Annotated in this window: 13 protein-coding genes, 1 pseudogene and 1 riboswitch; of the genes and pseudogenes, 4 read left to right on the top strand and 10 right to left on the bottom strand. The window is 62.3% G+C overall.

Annotated features, from left to right (window positions below; all coding sequences use genetic code 11):
• Positions 1 to 93: 93 nt before the first annotated feature.
• On the bottom strand, positions 94 to 531 hold the full coding sequence (locus B2Y33_RS18145; protein ID WP_028687480.1) for a hypothetical protein: 438 nt from the start codon (positions 529 to 531) through the stop codon (positions 94 to 96).
• A 105-nt stretch (positions 532 to 636) separates the two neighbouring features.
• Positions 637 to 870, bottom strand: a pseudogene (locus B2Y33_RS18140) (hypothetical protein); the annotation flags it as partial.
• A gap of 208 nt (positions 871 to 1,078) precedes the next feature.
• Here B2Y33_RS18140 and B2Y33_RS18135 point away from each other — a divergent pair.
• Complete coding sequence (locus tag B2Y33_RS18135) at positions 1,079 to 3,079, top strand: peptidase U32 family protein (RefSeq protein ID WP_027914908.1); 2,001 nt, start codon at positions 1,079 to 1,081, stop codon at positions 3,077 to 3,079.
• Between the two features lie 25 nt (positions 3,080 to 3,104).
• Here B2Y33_RS18135 and B2Y33_RS18130 read toward each other — a convergent pair whose 3' ends face one another.
• Positions 3,105 to 4,427, bottom strand: a complete 1,323-nt coding sequence (locus B2Y33_RS18130) for a sigma-54 dependent transcriptional regulator (RefSeq protein ID WP_027914907.1) — start codon at positions 4,425 to 4,427, stop codon at positions 3,105 to 3,107.
• A gap of 341 nt (positions 4,428 to 4,768) precedes the next feature.
• Between B2Y33_RS18130 and B2Y33_RS18125 the strand changes: the two genes are divergently transcribed.
• Positions 4,769 to 5,035 (top strand): hypothetical protein, encoded by a 267-nt coding sequence (locus tag B2Y33_RS18125; RefSeq protein ID WP_023535558.1) that lies wholly within the window; start codon positions 4,769 to 4,771, stop codon positions 5,033 to 5,035.
• A 101-nt stretch (positions 5,036 to 5,136) separates the two neighbouring features.
• Here B2Y33_RS18125 and B2Y33_RS18120 read toward each other — a convergent pair whose 3' ends face one another.
• From B2Y33_RS18120 to cobW, 4 genes are all read right to left on the bottom strand, one after another.
• Positions 5,137 to 5,682: a vWA domain-containing protein gene (locus tag B2Y33_RS18120; RefSeq protein ID WP_027914906.1), complete on the bottom strand. Its 546-nt coding sequence runs from the start codon at positions 5,680 to 5,682 to the stop codon at positions 5,137 to 5,139.
• A gap of 119 nt (positions 5,683 to 5,801) precedes the next feature.
• Entirely contained in the window at positions 5,802 to 6,812 is a 1,011-nt protein-coding gene (locus B2Y33_RS18115; RefSeq protein ID WP_027914905.1) for an ATP-binding protein, read from the bottom strand.
• Position 6,813: 1 nt separating this feature from the next.
• The gene (cobN, locus tag B2Y33_RS18110; RefSeq protein ID WP_027914904.1) at positions 6,814 to 10,575 is read right to left on the bottom strand and encodes a cobaltochelatase subunit CobN; all 3,762 of its coding nucleotides are present in this window, start codon (positions 10,573 to 10,575) and stop codon (positions 6,814 to 6,816) included.
• A gap of 3 nt (positions 10,576 to 10,578) precedes the next feature.
• Positions 10,579 to 11,646 (bottom strand): cobalamin biosynthesis protein CobW, encoded by a 1,068-nt coding sequence (gene cobW, locus B2Y33_RS18105; RefSeq protein WP_027914903.1) that lies wholly within the window; start codon positions 11,644 to 11,646, stop codon positions 10,579 to 10,581.
• A 100-nt stretch (positions 11,647 to 11,746) separates the two neighbouring features.
• Positions 11,747 to 11,959: riboswitch (cobalamin riboswitch) on the bottom strand.
• 232 nt (positions 11,960 to 12,191) lie between these two features.
• On the opposite strand from cobW, the gene B2Y33_RS18100 reads away from it, so the two are divergent.
• On the top strand, positions 12,192 to 13,232 hold the full coding sequence (locus B2Y33_RS18100) for a branched-chain amino acid aminotransferase (RefSeq protein WP_255212319.1): 1,041 nt from the start codon (positions 12,192 to 12,194) through the stop codon (positions 13,230 to 13,232).
• A gap of 163 nt (positions 13,233 to 13,395) precedes the next feature.
• Positions 13,396 to 14,115: a TorF family putative porin gene (locus tag B2Y33_RS18095; RefSeq protein ID WP_023535690.1), complete on the top strand. Its 720-nt coding sequence runs from the start codon at positions 13,396 to 13,398 to the stop codon at positions 14,113 to 14,115.
• A 43-nt stretch (positions 14,116 to 14,158) separates the two neighbouring features.
• Here B2Y33_RS18095 and B2Y33_RS18090 read toward each other — a convergent pair whose 3' ends face one another.
• The 3 genes from B2Y33_RS18090 to B2Y33_RS18080 all read right to left on the bottom strand — a co-directional run bounded on the left by B2Y33_RS18090 (position 14,159) and on the right by B2Y33_RS18080 (position 15,924).
• The gene (locus B2Y33_RS18090) at positions 14,159 to 15,052 is read right to left on the bottom strand and encodes a DMT family transporter (protein WP_206405512.1); all 894 of its coding nucleotides are present in this window, start codon (positions 15,050 to 15,052) and stop codon (positions 14,159 to 14,161) included.
• 88 nt (positions 15,053 to 15,140) lie between these two features.
• Positions 15,141 to 15,569, bottom strand: a complete 429-nt coding sequence (locus tag B2Y33_RS18085; RefSeq protein ID WP_028687487.1) for a RidA family protein — start codon at positions 15,567 to 15,569, stop codon at positions 15,141 to 15,143.
• Between the two features lie 142 nt (positions 15,570 to 15,711).
• Positions 15,712 to 15,924 (bottom strand): PLDc N-terminal domain-containing protein, encoded by a 213-nt coding sequence (locus B2Y33_RS18080; protein WP_023535666.1) that lies wholly within the window; start codon positions 15,922 to 15,924, stop codon positions 15,712 to 15,714.
• Positions 15,925 to 16,120: the final 196 nt, after the last annotated feature.

Raw genomic sequence — 16,120 nt, 5'->3', positions numbered from 1 at the left:
GCAGTGGTCGTGCTCAACCCTCGCCCTAGGGTAGCCATGCCACGCCGCCGCCGGCCCTTGTCTGGGCCGATAGAATCAGTGCAGGACCATGAGCTAAAGCTGCTGTCTGATTTTTTTGAGTTCAAGCAAAACGGAACGGTCGAGCTGTGCCATTGAAGCGACTCGAAAAGATTTCAGCTGTTTGGCAAAAGATTCTGGTCCGATTCCAGAGGCCGCAAGGGTAGCTTCTGTTGCAATGTAGCGGGTGATGATGGCAGCATCAGGCTTCAGAATTCGGGTGAAGTGCCTGTCCAGGTACTCTCCGGAAGCAAAAAATTCCCAAACCTTCTGATTGGATTCAAGACGATTGAGCCAGTCGGTACCAAGCGCTTGCGCTGCGGGCTCTCTAAAGCGTTTATCGCGCAATGTAGCCATGAAATTACTGCGCAAATCATTGCTTTTCTCTGGGCGCAGTAAAATACCGAGCGTGTGCTTGAGTTGTGCTCTGGCCTGCGCCAATCCAAAATCGATCTCCGGCTTTAACGGCGTCATGGGAGCAGATCTGGGCCGCTTCCAAAACTTCAATCTTTCCAATAGGTGTCCAGTTGGGTCGACGTGATTGACTGGATCGCCTGCGCAATACGCATAGGCGTTGAGGCCGCCCTGGTCGAACGGACTCAACGAATCGGGTGTTTCAAATCTCATCATGACACTGTTGAGGTATCTATAGCCCTGGCCAAACCCATAACAGCCCCGCAGCCCCTCCTGTACCGCCCCAACGTAACCCGTTTGGGAAAGGCGTGCGATGGCGCTATAGCCATACGGGGTATAGGCCGTAGGCGTGACAAGGGTTAAGCGACAACGCCCTGAAGCGGATGCCGGCCTGAGCATGTTATACACCTCCCTGCATCAATGGACTTGTCAGCCCTACTCTGTCCAGAGAGCCTACTGTAGGCAACTGCCATAAATACCAGGTCGTTGAAACACAGGCGCAGCCTGACAAGAGGCATTCATCCGACCAGCGCAGCCCGATGGTGTCGCCCGGCCGAATCGTCGGTACAATGCCCGGCTATACCGTGACAGCCGAAACCATAACGACATGTCCCTTCCCAAGCATCACCTGGAACTGCTCAGCCCTGCCCGCGACGTGGCCATCGCCCGCGAGGCCATCCTGCATGGCGCCGATGCCATCTATATCGGCGGCCCTAGCTTTGGCGCCCGTCATAACGCCTGCAACGAGGTGGGCGATATCGCCGAGTTGGTCGAATTCGCCCATCGCTACCATGCGCGCGTGTTCACCACCATCAATACCATCTTGCATGACAACGAGCTGGAGCCGGCGCGCGCGCTGATTCACCAGCTGTACGACGCCGGCGTCGATGCGCTGATCGTGCAGGACCTGGGGGTCATGGAGCTCGACATTCCACCCATCGAGCTGCATGCCAGTACCCAGACCGACATTCGTACCCTGGAGCGGGCCAAGTTTCTCGACCAGGCCGGCTTTTCTCAGCTGGTACTTGCACGCGAGCTGAACTTGCAGCAAATCCGTGCGATCGCCGCCGAAACCGACGCCGCCATCGAGTTCTTCATCCATGGTGCACTGTGCGTGGCATTCTCCGGGCAATGCAACATCTCCCACGCCCAGACCGGTCGCAGCGCCAACCGGGGCGACTGCTCCCAGGCGTGCCGACTGCCCTACACGCTCAAGGACGACCAAGGTCGGGTGGTGGCGTTCGAAAAGCACCTGCTGTCGATGAAGGACAACAACCAGACCGCCAACCTGCGCGACCTGGTCGATGCCGGCGTGCGCTCGTTCAAGATCGAGGGGCGCTACAAGGACATGGGCTATGTGAAGAACATCACGGCCCATTACCGCAAGGAGCTCGACGCCATCCTGGAAGACCGCCCTGCCCTGGCTCGCGCTTCCAGCGGCCGTACCGCGCACTTCTTCGTACCGGATCCGGACAAAACCTTCCACCGCGGCAGCACCGACTACTTCGTGACTGACCGCAAGGTCGATATCGGCGCCTTCGACTCCCCTACGTTCACCGGCCTGCCGGTGGGTGTGGTGGAAAAAGTGGGCAAGCGCGACCTGCAGGTCGTCACCGACGTACCCTTGACCAACGGCGATGGCCTCAATGTGCTGATCAAGCGCGAAGTGGTGGGGTTCAGGGCCAACATCGCCGAGGCACGCGGCGAGTTCGAAGAAGATGGCCAAAAACGCTGGCGCTACCGGGTGGAACCGAACGAGATGCCTGCCGGGCTGCACAAGCTAAGGCCAAACCATCCGCTTTCGCGCAATCTGGACCACAACTGGCAGCAGGCCCTGCAACGGACCTCGGCCGAGCGCCGCATCGGCGTACGTTGGCAGGCGGTATTACGCGAGGAGCGCTTGACCCTGAACGTGACCAGCGAGGAAGGCGTGCATGTGCAAGTCGCCCTGGATGGCCCATTCGGCCCGGCGAACAAGCCAGAGCAAGCACTGGACCAGCTGCATGATCTGCTTGGCCAACTCGGCACCACGCTCTACCACGCCGACAGCATCGAGTTGGATGCCCCCCAGGCGTTCTTCATTCCCAACTCGCAGCTCAAGGCCCTGCGCCGGCAGGCCATCGAGACGCTGACCGAGCAACGCATCCAGGCGCACCCCCATGGCCGGCGCAAGCCGGAAACCTCGCCGCCGCCGGTGTATCCCGAGTCGCACCTGTCGTTCCTGGCCAACGTCTACAACCAGAAAGCCCGGGATTTCTATCACCGCCATGGGGTGCAGTTGATCGACGCGGCGTATGAAGCCCATGAGGAGCATGGTGAGGTGCCGGTGATGATCACCAAGCACTGCCTACGCTTCTCCTTCAACCTGTGCCCCAAACAGGCCAAAGGGGTGACCGGAGTGCGCACCAAGGTGGCGCCGATGCAGCTGGTTCAAGGGGATGAAGTACTGACCCTGAAGTTCGACTGTAAACCCTGCGAGATGCATGTGATCGGCAAGATGAAGAACCACATCATCGACTTGCCGACCCCTGGCAGCGCCGTGGCCCAGGTCGTCGGCCACATCAGCCCGGAAGATCTGCTCAAGACCATCGTCCGCGCGCCTCACTGAGGCGCGTCGTACGCCGCCTGCGCCTTCAGCGAATCTGGTGCTTGTGCAACAAACGGTAGAAGGTCGGCCGTGAGATGCCCAGCACCTTGGCTGCAACGCTAAGGTTGTCGCTGTGACGGTCCAGCACATCGCACAACGCCTGGCGCTCGGCCTTGTGCTTGTACTCTTCCAGGGTGCCCAGCGGCGGCTGTTGCGCAAATGGCTGCAAACCCAGGTCCTTGGCCTCGATCTGACGCCCTTCGGCAAGCACCAGCCCGCGGCGCACCCGGTTGGCCAATTCACGCACGTTACCGGGCCAATCGTGCTGCCCCATTGCCGTTAGCGCATGCTCACTGAAGGAGCGAGGCCGCCTGCCGGTTTCCAGGCTGTAGAAATGGGCAAAATGGTTGGCCAGCATCGGCAAATCGCCATGGCGGTCGCGTAACGGAGCGGTCACCACCTGCAGCACGTTCAGGCGGTAGTACAGGTCTTCCCGGAAGCGGCCCTGCTCGATGGCCCTCTCCAAATCCACGTGGGTGGCGGCTAACACCCGCACATCCACCGGTACTGGCTGACTGCCCCCCACCCGCTCAATGTGCTTTTCCTGGAGAAAGCGCAGCAGGTTGGCCTGCAACTCCAGCGGCAGGTCGCCTATTTCATCGAGAAACAGCGTGCCGCCGTTAGCCGCTTCGATGCGCCCGATCTTGCGTTGATGGGCACCTGTAAATGCGCCCTTTTCGTGCCCGAACAGTTCGGACTGAATCAAGTGCTCGGGGATGGCCCCGCAGTTGATCGCCACGAACGGCTGGCCACTACGCTGCGATTGGCGGTGTAGCGTACGCGCCACCAGCTCCTTCCCCGTGCCGCTTTCGCCGCGGATCAGCACAGGCGACTCGGTCGGTGCCAGCTTACCCAGCAGTTTGCGCAACTCTCGAATCGGCCGGCTCTCGCCCAGCAACTCGTCTTGGGTGTCGAGCGCCTTGACCGTGCCCTTGCCACGCAGCCGCGCCATGCCAAAGGCCCGGCCCAGGGTGACCTGTACCCGCGACTCATCGAAGGGCAAGGTATGGAAATCAAAAAACCATTCACAGACGAAATCCCCGAAGGCCGGGGAGCGCAGTTGTTCGGCGCTCAGTACCGCGATCCACTCGGTGTTGCTGCGCTTGATCATGTCCTTGACCACGTCCGGGTGTTTGAGATGCGCCTCATCCAGGCGCAATACGCCTACATCGCAGCGATGTTCCAATGCCTGCGCCAAGGTGCAGCTGTCGACATCCCACCCAGCCTCTAGCAAGCCAGGCGTCAGGCGCTGGCAATCGTCACAAGGATCGACGATGAGCAGGCGGCGTTGCACTGCGGTTTGTTGCATGACCGATCCTTGGCGCCAAGTATTGGTTTCTTGAAGTAAAACAGTAAGTTGTGGCGCCCGAATAACAGTAGCAATGAAGTTGACGGTGCCTATGACCGTTTGTCTGCCAATACGGCTTTTCGTAACTTGGCGGGGGAATTTTCGATGGGTAACGTCCTCACATGGGGCGCGTTAGAACGAAAAATGAATAATCGTTGATTATTTTGCTGTACCCATGTGACTCGATGCCGGTTGTCGAGCATCAGTACACATAACCCCGCGCTGCATTTCGCGATACATGAGGCGACCTTGAAGCAACGCGGACGTCACTTGAATGTTTGGGACCACAGAGAGACCGAACCATGAATGCCCCGCTCCGTGTCAACGAAGCACTGCTGATCGCCGACCACGCCTTCGAACCCTTCCACTGCGTGGCCTGGGACGCCCCCAACGGCACTGGCGACCTGAGCCTGGCGGTCATCGACCGTACCAGCGCCCGCATCGGCAGCAAGCAGGTAACCTCGCAAACTTATTCTGACAAAGCCCAGTGGCTTAACCTGATCGAAGAAGTACGCGCTGAACTTTGTGAAAAAGGCTACCACCTGCAGCCTTGGTCGATGCCCAAGTAAATGAACAGCTTCGACATGTGCGTGCTCTGCCACGCACATGCACTTCCAGCCGTCCCTGTTTACCCTTCTTGCGTGCGACTTGTTGCCGCACCACACCGCTGTTACTTCACCGCTTCGAAACTTAGCAGGTGTTGATAGTCCGCTGCCAATTGCTGTGCCAGAAGGCGAGCACGGCCCAGGCGGACCGGTGTCAGTTCCATGTCCACCAGCAATGTGCAGCACGGCAAGGGCTCGACGGTACCCCATTGCTGCAGGCGGCCGTCGGTGAACACCAGGCAGCGTACTTCCTCGTTAGGATGGGCCTTGCGCCGAGCGCCCAGCCACTGCCTTGCTTGCTCCAGCGCCGGCAGCAACGGCGTGCCGCCTCCCGCGCCCAGCGCCTGCAGCCAGGGTTGCAGCGCCGCCGAAGCTTTGAGTCCATGGCGCTGCCATTGTGGGGCACTCCCACTTGCCGTCAATAAAGCCAGCCGTGCCCGCTGGCGGTAGGCATGGTCGAATAACGTGGCCAATAGTCCTTTGGTGTGCGCGAGCGCCTGATGACGACGTGTCGAAGCGGAGGCATCGACGATGATCAGCCATAGCTGGGCCGGTGTGCCCCTGCGGTTGTGCCAGCACAAATCGTCGCGGTGCCTGGGCCGGCCCTTCAATAGGCTTTGTAACCAGGCGACCCGGCCAGCACTGGCCGCCTGGGCTCGACCGCGGCTTGCACCTGCGCGCGCGCCCTTGCCTGCTCGCGCACCCGTCGTCTTGGCCGGCTGACGGATGCTCAGGGCTTTTTTGCCCAGTTCGGCACCTCACGCCTTGGCCCGCTTGCCACAGGCTGCGGGGCCAAAGCCCCCCAGTCCCCCTGCCCGCCCTTCTCGGCCGAGCTGTTGCCGGTCTGTGACTGCGGCTGCTCGGGCGCTGCGGGCGCAGTAGCCTGGGCGGGCGATTGCCTGCGATGGCGCAAGGCAAAATCTTCCACCGCATCGATATCTGCCGCCTCGATGGCCGCCGCCCCGCGCCATGCGCAGTGGGCGCGGGCCGCGCGCAGCCACACCAGATCGGCCCGCAGCCCATCGACTCCAGCGGCGAAGCAGCGTTCGGTGATGCTGGCCAAGGTCCGGTCATCCAGTGCAATGTCGTCCAGCGCCTGGCGCGCTGCCTGACAGCGCTTACGCAAGGCCTCCTGGGCCGGTGCCCACTGGGCACAAAACGCCAGGGGGTCATGGTCGAAGGCCAGCCGGCGCCGGATGATCTGTTGCCGTGCATCAGGCGCGGGTAGACCGTCGAGCGCCACATTCAGACCGAAGCGATCGAGTAGCTGAGGGCGCAACTCGCCTTCCTCGGGGTTCATGGTCCCGATCAAGACGAAGCGGGCATCGTGACGATGGGAAATGCCGTCGCGTTCGATGCGGTTGGTACCACTGGCGGCGACATCGAGCAACAGGTCGACCAAGGTGTCCGGCAGCAGGTTGACTTCATCGACATAGAGCACGCCACCATTGGCCTGGGCCAGCACGCCGGGGGAGAACTGCGCCTTGCCCTGCCCGAGTGCGGCATCCAAATCGAGTGTGCCCACCACGCGCTCTTCACTGGCGCCCAGCGGCAAGGTCACGAAAGGCCCATCGCCCAGCAGGTCAGCCAGGCCGCGGGCCAGGGTGCTCTTGGCCATGCCACGCGGGCCTTCGATGAGCACCCCGCCGATCCTGGGATCGATGGCCGTCAGGCACAGGGCCAACTTCAAATCGTCGGCGCCCACTACGGCGGCCAGGGGAAATTGTGCAGCGTCGTTCATTTCAAGCCTGTTCCTCGCCATCGAGCAGCTGTTCTTCCAGGGCATCGCGGTACTCGCCGGGGGACTGCCAGAGGCCGCGTTGCTGCGCCTCGATCAGCCGCTCGGTGAGGTCGCGCAGCGCCTGCGGGTTGTGCTCGCGCATGAAGTCGCGGGTCGCCGGGTCCAGCACGTAGGCATCGGCCAGCGACTGGTAATGGTGATCGTCGATCAGGTGCGTCGTGGCGTCGAAGGCGAACAGGTTGTCGACCGTCGCCGCCATCTCGAACGCCCCTTTGTAGCCGTGGCGTTTGACGCCATCGATCCACTTGGGGTTCAGCGCGCGCGCGCGGATCACGCGGTTGAGTTCTTCCTTCAATGTACGGATGCGCGGTCGGTCCACCTGGCTGTGGTCTCCGTGGTAACTGGCCACGGACGCGCCGGCCAGCGTTTCGGTGGCCGCCAGCATGCCGCCCTGGAACTGGTAGTAATCGTTGGAATCCAGCACGTCGTGTTCGTGGTTGTCCTGATTTTGCAGCACTGCCTGCACCTTGCTCAGGCGCTCGACGAACTGCGCCCTGGCCGGCGTCCCCTCGTCCTGGGCGCCATAGGCATAGCTACCATGGTTCAGGTAGACCTCGGCCAGGTCTTCACGGGTCTGCCACAGCCGCCCATCAATCGCATTCTGGATGCCAGCCCCATAGGCACCGGGCTTGGCGCCGAAGACGCGCCAACCGGCCTGTCGAGCCGCCTGCTCAGCGTCTAGGCCCTGCTGCTGCAAGGCCAGACGCTCACCGCGCACGCGCGCAGCCAACGGATTAAGATCATCGGGCTCATCAAGTCCGGCCACGGCCTGGACGGCAGCATCGAACAGGCGGATCAGGCTGCCAAAGGCGTCCCGGAAGAAACCCGACACCCGCAGCGTCACGTCCACCCGCGGACGATCCAGCAGGCTGAGTGGCAGTATCTCGAAATCGTCGACCCGCTGGCTGCCGGTGGCCCACACTGGGCGCACGCCCATCAGCGCCATGGCCTGGGCAATGTCGTCCCCACCGGTACGCATGGTCGCGGTTCCCCACACCGACAGCCCGAGCTGACGCAAGTGGTCACCATGATCTTGCAAATGACGTTCGAGTATCAGGTTGGCCGACGTAAAGCCTAGCCGCCACGCTGTCGTGGTCGGCAAGTTACGCACGTCGACGGTGTAGAAATTGCGGCCTGTGGGCAGCACGTCAAGCCGCCCGCGGCTGGGTGCGCCGCTAGGACCGGCCGGCACGAAGCGCCCAGCTAGCGCTGCAAGCAACCCATTCATCTCGGCGGCGCCGCAGGCGTCCAGGCTCGGCGCCACTGTAGCGAGCAGATGATCGACAACGGCCTGGACGGGCGCTCCAAGTTCCACCTCCAACGCTGGCAGCGAGCCGTCGAGCGCACCTTCGATAACCTGCAATGCCAGCAGTTCGAGGCGCTCGCGCGTATCGCCGGCCGTGCGCCAGGCCTGGTCGCTGATGTTCATCAGTAGCAGAGGCCGTGGGCCTTCCCAGGGTTGCCCAAGGTCGCAGTCGAGCGGATCGAAGCCTGGGACCAGTGCCTTGGCCAGGGCGCGCAACACACTCGCATTGCCGCCACGGCCATCGCCACGCTCGACACGCAGCAGTGCCAGCAGCGTATCCAGGCGCAATCGGCCCTCGGGCGACTGGCCGAATACATGCAAACCATCGCGGATCTGCGATTCCTTGAGGTCGCACAGGTAGGTGTCCAGGCGTGGCAACCAGACGGTTGCATCGTCAAGCTGCCCTTCGAGCTGCAATTCCCGGTCGATGTGATGGGTCCTGACCAGTTCGAGGATGTCGCGTTGCAGCTCCCGGGCGCGACGCGGGTCGAGCAGTTGTGCTTCGTAGAATTCATCGGCCAATTGCTCCAGGTGGCGCAGCGGGCCATAGGTCTCGGCGCGGGTCAGCGGCGGCATCAGGTGATCGATGATCACCGCTTGCGTGCGCCGCTTGGCCTGCGCGCCCTCACCCGGATCGTTGACGATGAACGGATAGATGTTGGGCAGCGGGCCGAGCAGCGCATCCGGCCAGCATGTATCAGACAGCCCTACCCCCTTGCCCGGCAGCCATTCCAGGTTGCCGTGCTTGCCGACATGGATGACGGCATCGGCGGCATACCCATGCCGTAGCCAGAAATAGAACGCCAGGTACCCATGGGGTGGCACCAGGTCCGGGTCGTGATAAACGGCGCTGGGGTCTAGCTGATAACCACGTGCTGGCTGGATGCCGACGAAGGTCATCCCCATGCGCACCCCTGCCACCATCAGGCGGCCCTCGCGGAACATTGGATCCTGCTCGGGTGGCCCCCAGCGTTCCAGTACCGCTTGGCGGTTGGCGGCCGGCAGGCGATCGAATGCTGCCTGGTAATCGACCAGGCTCATGCTCTGGGCGCACGGCCGTTGATCGATGTGGTCCAGGTCGTTGGTCACACCGCCCAGCAAGTGATGGATCAGCTGGGTGCCACTCTCGGGCAGCTCGCTGACCGGGTACCCTTCAGTGCGCAGCGCACGCAAGATATTGAGCGCCGCAGCCGGCGTGTCCAGGCCAACGCCATTGCCGATGCGCCCATCGCGCGTGGGATAGTTGGCCAGAATCAACGCCACGCGTTTGTGCGCATTGGGCTGGCGCGCCAGGGTCACCCAGCGCCGTGCCAGCTCGGCCACAAAATCCATGCGCTCGGGGTGCGCGCGGTAGCACACCACATCCGATTGGCTGCGCTCGCTGTGCCAGGCCATGTCCTTGAAGCTGACCGGCCGTGTGATGATGCGCCCGTCCAGTTCGGGCAGCACAATGTGCATGGCCAGGTCACGTGCGCCCAAGCCCTGCTCGCTGGCCTCCCAACCCGGCTGGTTGTCCTGCGCACAAATGGCCTGCAACACGGGTATGTCTCGTCTTAGCGGGCGCAGGTTAGGACGCTCAGGGCTGGACAGGGCAAAACCGGTGGTATTGAGCACCACCTCGGCGCCGACAATGTCGAGCCATGCCTCAACCTGTTCCAGGCAGGCGCTTTCCTTCAGGCTGGCCACCGCAATGGGCAACGGATTCAAACCTGCTGCCTGCAGGCGCTGGCAGAACACATCGATGAAGGCCGTGTTCGCCGCCTGCAAGTGCGAGCGATAAAACAGTATTGGCGCCACCGGATAATCGGTATCCCAGTGTGGGAACCAGTCCTCCAGCGCCCCACTGCCCACCTGAGGGTGGTAGACCGAGGTGCGGGGCAACGCCCGCGGCTCGGACCAGCAGTAGTCACGGTCCAGCCACTGACTGGCAAGGTAATAGAACAGGTTGAGTGCGTTGGCCTTGCCACCTTGGCGCAGGTAGTGCCACACCTGCTCGGCTTGCGCACCCTGCACGGACCCGAGCCCGGTCAGTTCCGGGTCGGGACGGTCGTCGCCGGGCACCAGGATCACGTGCACGCCGCGCGCGGCGAGCGTGACCAACTGTTCCACGCCGTAGCGCCAGTACCCCACGCCGCCGTGCAGCGACACCAGGATGACCTTGGCATGCTGCAAGACCTGATCGACATAAAGGTCGACCGAGGCGTGGTTCTGCACCTGCATGGGGTTGGCCAGGCGCAGGCTTGGGAAGTCGCCGGGCAGTTGCTCGGCGCTGTCGGCGAGCAGGGCCAGGTGCGAATCACCGCTGCAGAGGATGACCAGTTCGGCAGGGGTCTGGCCGAGGTCGGCGATGCTGTCGTCCGGCACGAAGCCGCCGGGCTGGGTCCGCAGCAGGTGCATGGGTCAGGCGCCCAAGGCCTGGCGCAGACGCGCTTCGAGCTGGGCAGGGTCAAGGTCCTGACCGATCAGCACCAGGCGTGTGATGCGCGGTTCTTCGGCACGCCAGGCGCGGTCGAAGTGCTTGTCAAAGCGCGTGCCTACCCCCTGGATGAGCAAGCGCATCGGCTTGCCGGCAATGGCGGCGAAACCTTTGACGCGCAGGATGCCGTACTCGACCACCAGTTGGTTGAGCGCCTCGATCAGCACTCGCTCATCGGATTCGGGCAGGTCGATGGAGATGGAATCGAAGGCATCATGGTCATGATCGTCATGGTCATCGCCGTCGTGATGGGCATCGTGGTGGGTCGGGCGGGCGTCGATGTGCTGCTCGGACTCGGCGCCTAGGCCCAGCAACACCTCCAGCGGCAATTTGCCACTGCTGGCTTCGATAACTTTGACGGCCGCTGGCAGCTCTTCAGCGACCTCGGCACGTACCTTGGCCAGGCCGTCGGCGTCAATCAGATCGGCTTTGTTCAACACGACCAGGTCGGCGCTGGCCAGTTGGTCAGCGAACAGCTCGTGCAGAGGGGACTCGTGGTCCAGGTTAGGGTCCAGCTTGCGCTGGGCGTCGACTTGGTCCGGATAGGCGGCGAAAGTGCCTGCGGCAACGGCAGGGCTGTCGACCACGGTGATCACCGCATCGACGGTGCAGGCGGTGCGGATCTCAGGCCACTGGAAGGCTTGAACCAGTGGCTTAGGCAGAGCCAGGCCGCTGGTTTCGATCAGGATATGGTCCAGGTCGCCGCGGCGCGCCACCAGTTCGCGCATCACCGGGAAGAACTCTTCCTGAACGGTGCAGCACAGGCAACCGTTGGCCAGTTCGTACACGCGGCCATTGGCCTCTTCTTCGGTGCAACCGATGCTGCACTGCTTGAGGATGTCGCCATCAATGCCCAGTTCGCCGAATTCGTTGACGATCACGGCGATGCGTCGCCCTTGGGCATTGTCGAGCATGTGGCGCAACAGGGTGGTCTTGCCCGAGCCCAGGAAGCCGGTGACGATGGTAACGGGGAGCTTGGCCAGTGTTTTCATGTTGCAGTGCCCTTGGCAGAATGGCGCGGGCATGCAGGACGAGTGCCGTCGACCAGACTGGCCGGGCATGTTCGCCACCGGATCACCCCGCCCGGTTTAAAGTCGAAAACGTTGCGAGGCAGGTCTCCTGGCTTGCACCTGCGCCAGGCACGGTCATCAGGACCGGGCTTGGGAGAAGACGCCTTCCCGCGCTTGGCGCAGTGGCAGTGTCGACTCATCGATGGTGCCTACAGTTGCGGGGGCAGCCGCGGCTTGAACCGCGTTCCCGTCTTAGCTCCGGCCTGGCCGAAGAACCTCGAACGGCCAAGGCTACGCAGTGGCCGTCGGGTGGTCAACCGTTGTCGAGGCTGTGGGGACGCCGCGGCGAGCATCTTCTGGTTCGCACAGAGTGCGTATCACGACCAGGTGCAGCTCGATGCGCTAAGACTCGACAGCTACTTGCACCTTGCGGGGCCGGGTACCAAGTAGTGATAGGACATTTCCGATCCGGCGAAGATGTATTAAGGTGGCGTGTGCGCATATAACAGCAGCCCCAACGTGGGCACTTGCAAGACAACGAGGGTGTCATGAGCAACGAAAGCATTAACTGGGACAAGCTCGGCTTCGACTACATCAAGACCGATAAACGCTATCTGTCTGTCTGGCGCGATGGCGCGTGGGATGAAGGCACCCTGACCGAAGATAACGTGCTGCATATCAGCGAAGGCTCCACGGCCCTGCATTACGGCCAGCAGTGCTTCGAAGGCATGAAGGCCTACCGTTGCAAGGATGGCTCGATCAACCTGTTCCGCCCCGACCAGAATGCTGCCCGCATGCAGCGCAGCTGCGCGCGCCTGCTGATGCCCCACGTGCCTACAGACGTGTTCATCGAAGCCTGCAAGCAGGTCGTCAAGGCCAACGAGCGCTTCGTGCCACCCCATGGCAAAGGCGCCCTGTACCTGCGCCCATTCGTCATCGGCACGGGTGACAACATTGGCGTGCGCACCGCGCCGGAGTTCATCTTTTCCATCTTCGCCATCCCGGTAGGCTCGTACTTCAAAGGCGGCATGAAGCCCCACAACTTCCAGATCTCCAGCTTCGACCGGGCTGCCCCGCAAGGTACCGGCGCTGCCAAGGTCGGTGGCAACTATGCGGCCAGCCTGCAGCCAGGCTATGAGGCGAAAAAGGCCAACTTCGCCGATGCCATCTACCTCGACCCGTTGACCCATACCAAGATCGAGGAAGTGGGCTCGGCCAACTTCTTCGGCATCACGGCCAATAACGAATTCGTGACGCCCAAGTCGGCTTCGGTACTGCCCGGCATCACTCGCTTGTCCCTGATGGAGCTGGCGCAGTCTCGCCTGGGCCTGACTGTCATCGAAGGGGATGTGGAAATCAGCCAACTGGATCGCTTCATCGAGGCAGGTGCCTGCGGTACCGCGGCGGTGATCACCCCCATCGGCGGCATCGAGTACAACGGCAAGCTGCATGTGTTCCATGACCTTGAGAAGGTCGGCCCCGTTACCCAGAAGCTCTACAACGAGCTGACCGGCATTCAGAGCGGCGACATTGAAGCGCCGGCAGGCTGGATCGTGAAAGTGGCCTGATCACCGAAGCTGCTTGATGTCAAAGGCGGGCTCCTCAGGGGGCGCGCTTTTTTTTGCGCGTCGCGACAGGCAATTGCGTACTTGAGCACGCCATGAGGTTTCCTCCGCGGGCCAGGCCCGGTATCCTTCAAGGCTCTACTGCAAGCCCTTCAGGAAGCCGACCATGACCAGGCCCCTTCTAGTGCTGAGCGCGGCCCTGCTGTTCAGCCCCACGCTCCTGGCCCAGCAGATCAAACGTGAAGTGGGCGACTTCGACTTTACCCTCAGTACGACCCCTACCCGCAGCATGGCCCAGGGGCTTATTTCCCCAGCCGCTACCGGCGCCTTTCATGGCGGCCTGGACTTCAGTCACACCAGCGGGTGGTACGTAGGGCAGTACACACCCAGCATGGGCGTGGCGCCAGGGTCCACCCTGCGGGTCGACAACTACGTGGGCTACAAGCATCACTTCGACAGTACCTTGGGTTACGAGATCGGCGTCATTCACTACAGCCAACCCAACATCGCAGGCGCAGAGAGCCATGCGCTGTATGGGGGGATTTCGATCATGGGCAGCCGCTTCGGCGGGGCATTGCGTGACAATCCAAGCAACCGGATCGGCACCTTGTACGCCGATTTCGGGCAGGTCCCCCTGCTCAACGCCGACCTGACGGTCAAGCTTGCACATCATCGGCTCGGCACCCCGTTCACAATTGGCGACGGCAGCCAGGTCAACGGTTTCTCCGACTGGTCCATGCAGCTGTCGCGCCCCTGGTTGGGCCTGGACCTGAACCTCATCTACAGCGACTCGAACCTGACCGGTGGCGGCTGCGATGCTTATTCGGGGATCAACACCTATTGCGAGAGCGTGGTGACACTCAAGGCCCAGCGCAGTTTCTTCTAGGCAAGCCTGCTCATGCTCAGGCTTTGCCGACCATTGGGCCACCTCAAGCCTGTGTCGGTGCCTGTAGACGGGGAGCCGTTACAGCGATAGCCACCCCACCCAGCACTATCGCGCAGGCACCCATGGCACGTAGCGACAGCGCCTCACCGATCACCCACACCCCACCCAGCGCGGCGATCACCGGGACGCTCAGTTGCAACGTGGCAGCCTGTTGAGCGGTGATGCGCCGCACCACGCTGTACCAGACGGCATAACCTGCCGCCGATGCCAGCATCCCAGAGCACACCGCGAAGAACACGCCGGCCATCGAGAACCGTAGCTCGGCACCCAGAGCGATCAGCGGCGTGCACAACGCCAGGAAGGGCACGCTGCGAATGAAGTTGCCTGCCGTGTCCGCCAGCGGCCGAGGTGACCCCTGGCCCAGCAAGGTATAGAGACCCCATGCCATGCCCGCGACTACCATCAGCAAGGCGCTCGTCAGTGTAGGTGCGTGGCTGTCAGGCAGCAGCAACACGACCAGGCCTGAAAAAGCCATCAGCATGCCTGACAACGCGCGCAGGCTGATCCGTTCTCCACGCACCGCCGCCACGCCGAACATGGTCAGCTGAACGGCACCGAACAAGAGCAATGCCCCTACGCCCGCGCTCAAATCAAGGTAGGCAATGGAGAACAGAAAGGCGTAGCAAAACAACGCCAGACCGCCTCTCCAACTGCCGGCAGCCCCTGAACAGGGGTTGCGCAGCCGCACCAGCCACCACAGGCACAAGGCGCCGCTGCCCAGGCGCAGTGCGGTGAAGGTGATGGCGTCGACGGCGCCATCCTTGAGCGCCAGCCGGCAAAGTACCGAATTGGCGGCGAAGGCCATCAAGCTGAACATGGCCGGCCAGAACCAGACGCTCAGTAACGGCCGGTCGATCGGGGAAGAGGTCGTGCTCATGGTGTGGTCACCTCTGAGAACTGCTGTGCTCATCGCGCAGGAAGGCGCAAACCTGATTAGAGATTTACTACACAGCGAGTCGTCGGCGCTACCTACCTTGGGAGGAGGCGGGCAGCGCCGCTACGGCATCCACCTCGATTAGCATCCCGTCCAGGGCCAGTCGCGCAACCGGTATGAGCGTGCAGGTAGGTTTGGTAGCCTGGCCCCAGGCGCGGTCTACGGCGTCCACCCATTGCTTAAGGCGTGCCTGGCTATGATCGACGATAAGCAGTGTGAGCTTGCACACGTGCTCAAGACCCGCGCCTTTGCTGGACAAGGCCAGCGCCAGATTGGCAATGGCCTGTCGAGCCTGGACGGCGAAATCAGGGGACAGCGTTCCACTGGCCTGCTCCCCACCTTGACCCGCGATGAACAGCAGCCTGCTCCCGGAAATCACGTCAGCCACATGGGAGTAACCGTTGCCACTGGGGTCATACAGCGATTGAGGGTTACTCAGGTCAAAGGCGGAGGTCTGCATGGCATTGGCTCTCGGTCTGTGGAATGAACGCCGAGTATCCAACCTCAAGCAAACCTGAGGTCAAGGGCCGAAAGCGGCCCTGAGCGTGACAGTAGAATTACAGCAGCGATGCCGCCAGACGCCCCCGCGCCTGGCCCGCGATTCACTTCTCTTCCAATACAGCCTTGCCCTTGACTGCGCGAGGCCCGCGCCAGGCCCAGATCGGCAGGCCAGGGAACGGTGCCCACACCACGAACACAATCCACAGCATCTTGCGCTCGGCGCGCCGATCGCTGCCCATGATGTGCCAGATCGCCCAGATCTCCAGCAAAATCAAGATGATTGCCACCACGAACCAAATCGTTCCGATTTCCATGAGCTTCCTCCCATTGGCACTTACCCTATTGATTCCCCGATAACGCCTAGGGTTCCGTTGGATTTGAACGGCGCCAGCACGCATGCAACCTCCCTGCCCCAGGCCGACGCCCAGCGCATGCCTGAACACGACCTGCACATTGGCGCCAGCCACCTTGCCGATTGTCTTTCCAAGGGGCACCGGCCACACTTTGGTG

The sequence above is a fragment of the Pseudomonas sp. UBA5666 genome, from assembly GCF_002420785.1.
In the GTDB taxonomy this organism is placed as follows: Bacteria; Pseudomonadota; Gammaproteobacteria; order Pseudomonadales; family Pseudomonadaceae; genus Aquipseudomonas; species Aquipseudomonas fulva.
This window is presented reverse-complemented; position numbering and strand designations above follow the sequence as displayed.

Coding starts and splice junctions, on each gene's coding strand:
- B2Y33_RS18145 (WP_028687480.1), bottom strand. CDS start 531: ATGACGCCGTTAAAGCCGGAGATCGATTTTGGATTGGCGCAGGCCAGA.
- B2Y33_RS18135 (WP_027914908.1), top strand. CDS start 1,079: ATGTCCCTTCCCAAGCATCACCTGGAACTGCTCAGCCCTGCCCGCGAC.
- B2Y33_RS18130 (WP_027914907.1), bottom strand. CDS start 4,427: ATGCAACAAACCGCAGTGCAACGCCGCCTGCTCATCGTCGATCCTTGT.
- B2Y33_RS18125 (WP_023535558.1), top strand. CDS start 4,769: ATGAATGCCCCGCTCCGTGTCAACGAAGCACTGCTGATCGCCGACCAC.
- B2Y33_RS18115 (WP_027914905.1), bottom strand. CDS start 6,812: ATGAACGACGCTGCACAATTTCCCCTGGCCGCCGTAGTGGGCGCCGAC.
- cobN (WP_027914904.1), bottom strand. CDS start 10,575: ATGCACCTGCTGCGGACCCAGCCCGGCGGCTTCGTGCCGGACGACAGC.
- cobW (WP_027914903.1), bottom strand. CDS start 11,646: ATGAAAACACTGGCCAAGCTCCCCGTTACCATCGTCACCGGCTTCCTG.
- B2Y33_RS18095 (WP_023535690.1), top strand. CDS start 13,396: ATGACCAGGCCCCTTCTAGTGCTGAGCGCGGCCCTGCTGTTCAGCCCC.
- B2Y33_RS18090 (WP_206405512.1), bottom strand. CDS start 15,052: ATGAGCACGACCTCTTCCCCGATCGACCGGCCGTTACTGAGCGTCTGG.
- B2Y33_RS18085 (WP_028687487.1), bottom strand. CDS start 15,569: ATGCAGACCTCCGCCTTTGACCTGAGTAACCCTCAATCGCTGTATGAC.
- B2Y33_RS18080 (WP_023535666.1), bottom strand. CDS start 15,924: ATGGAAATCGGAACGATTTGGTTCGTGGTGGCAATCATCTTGATTTTG.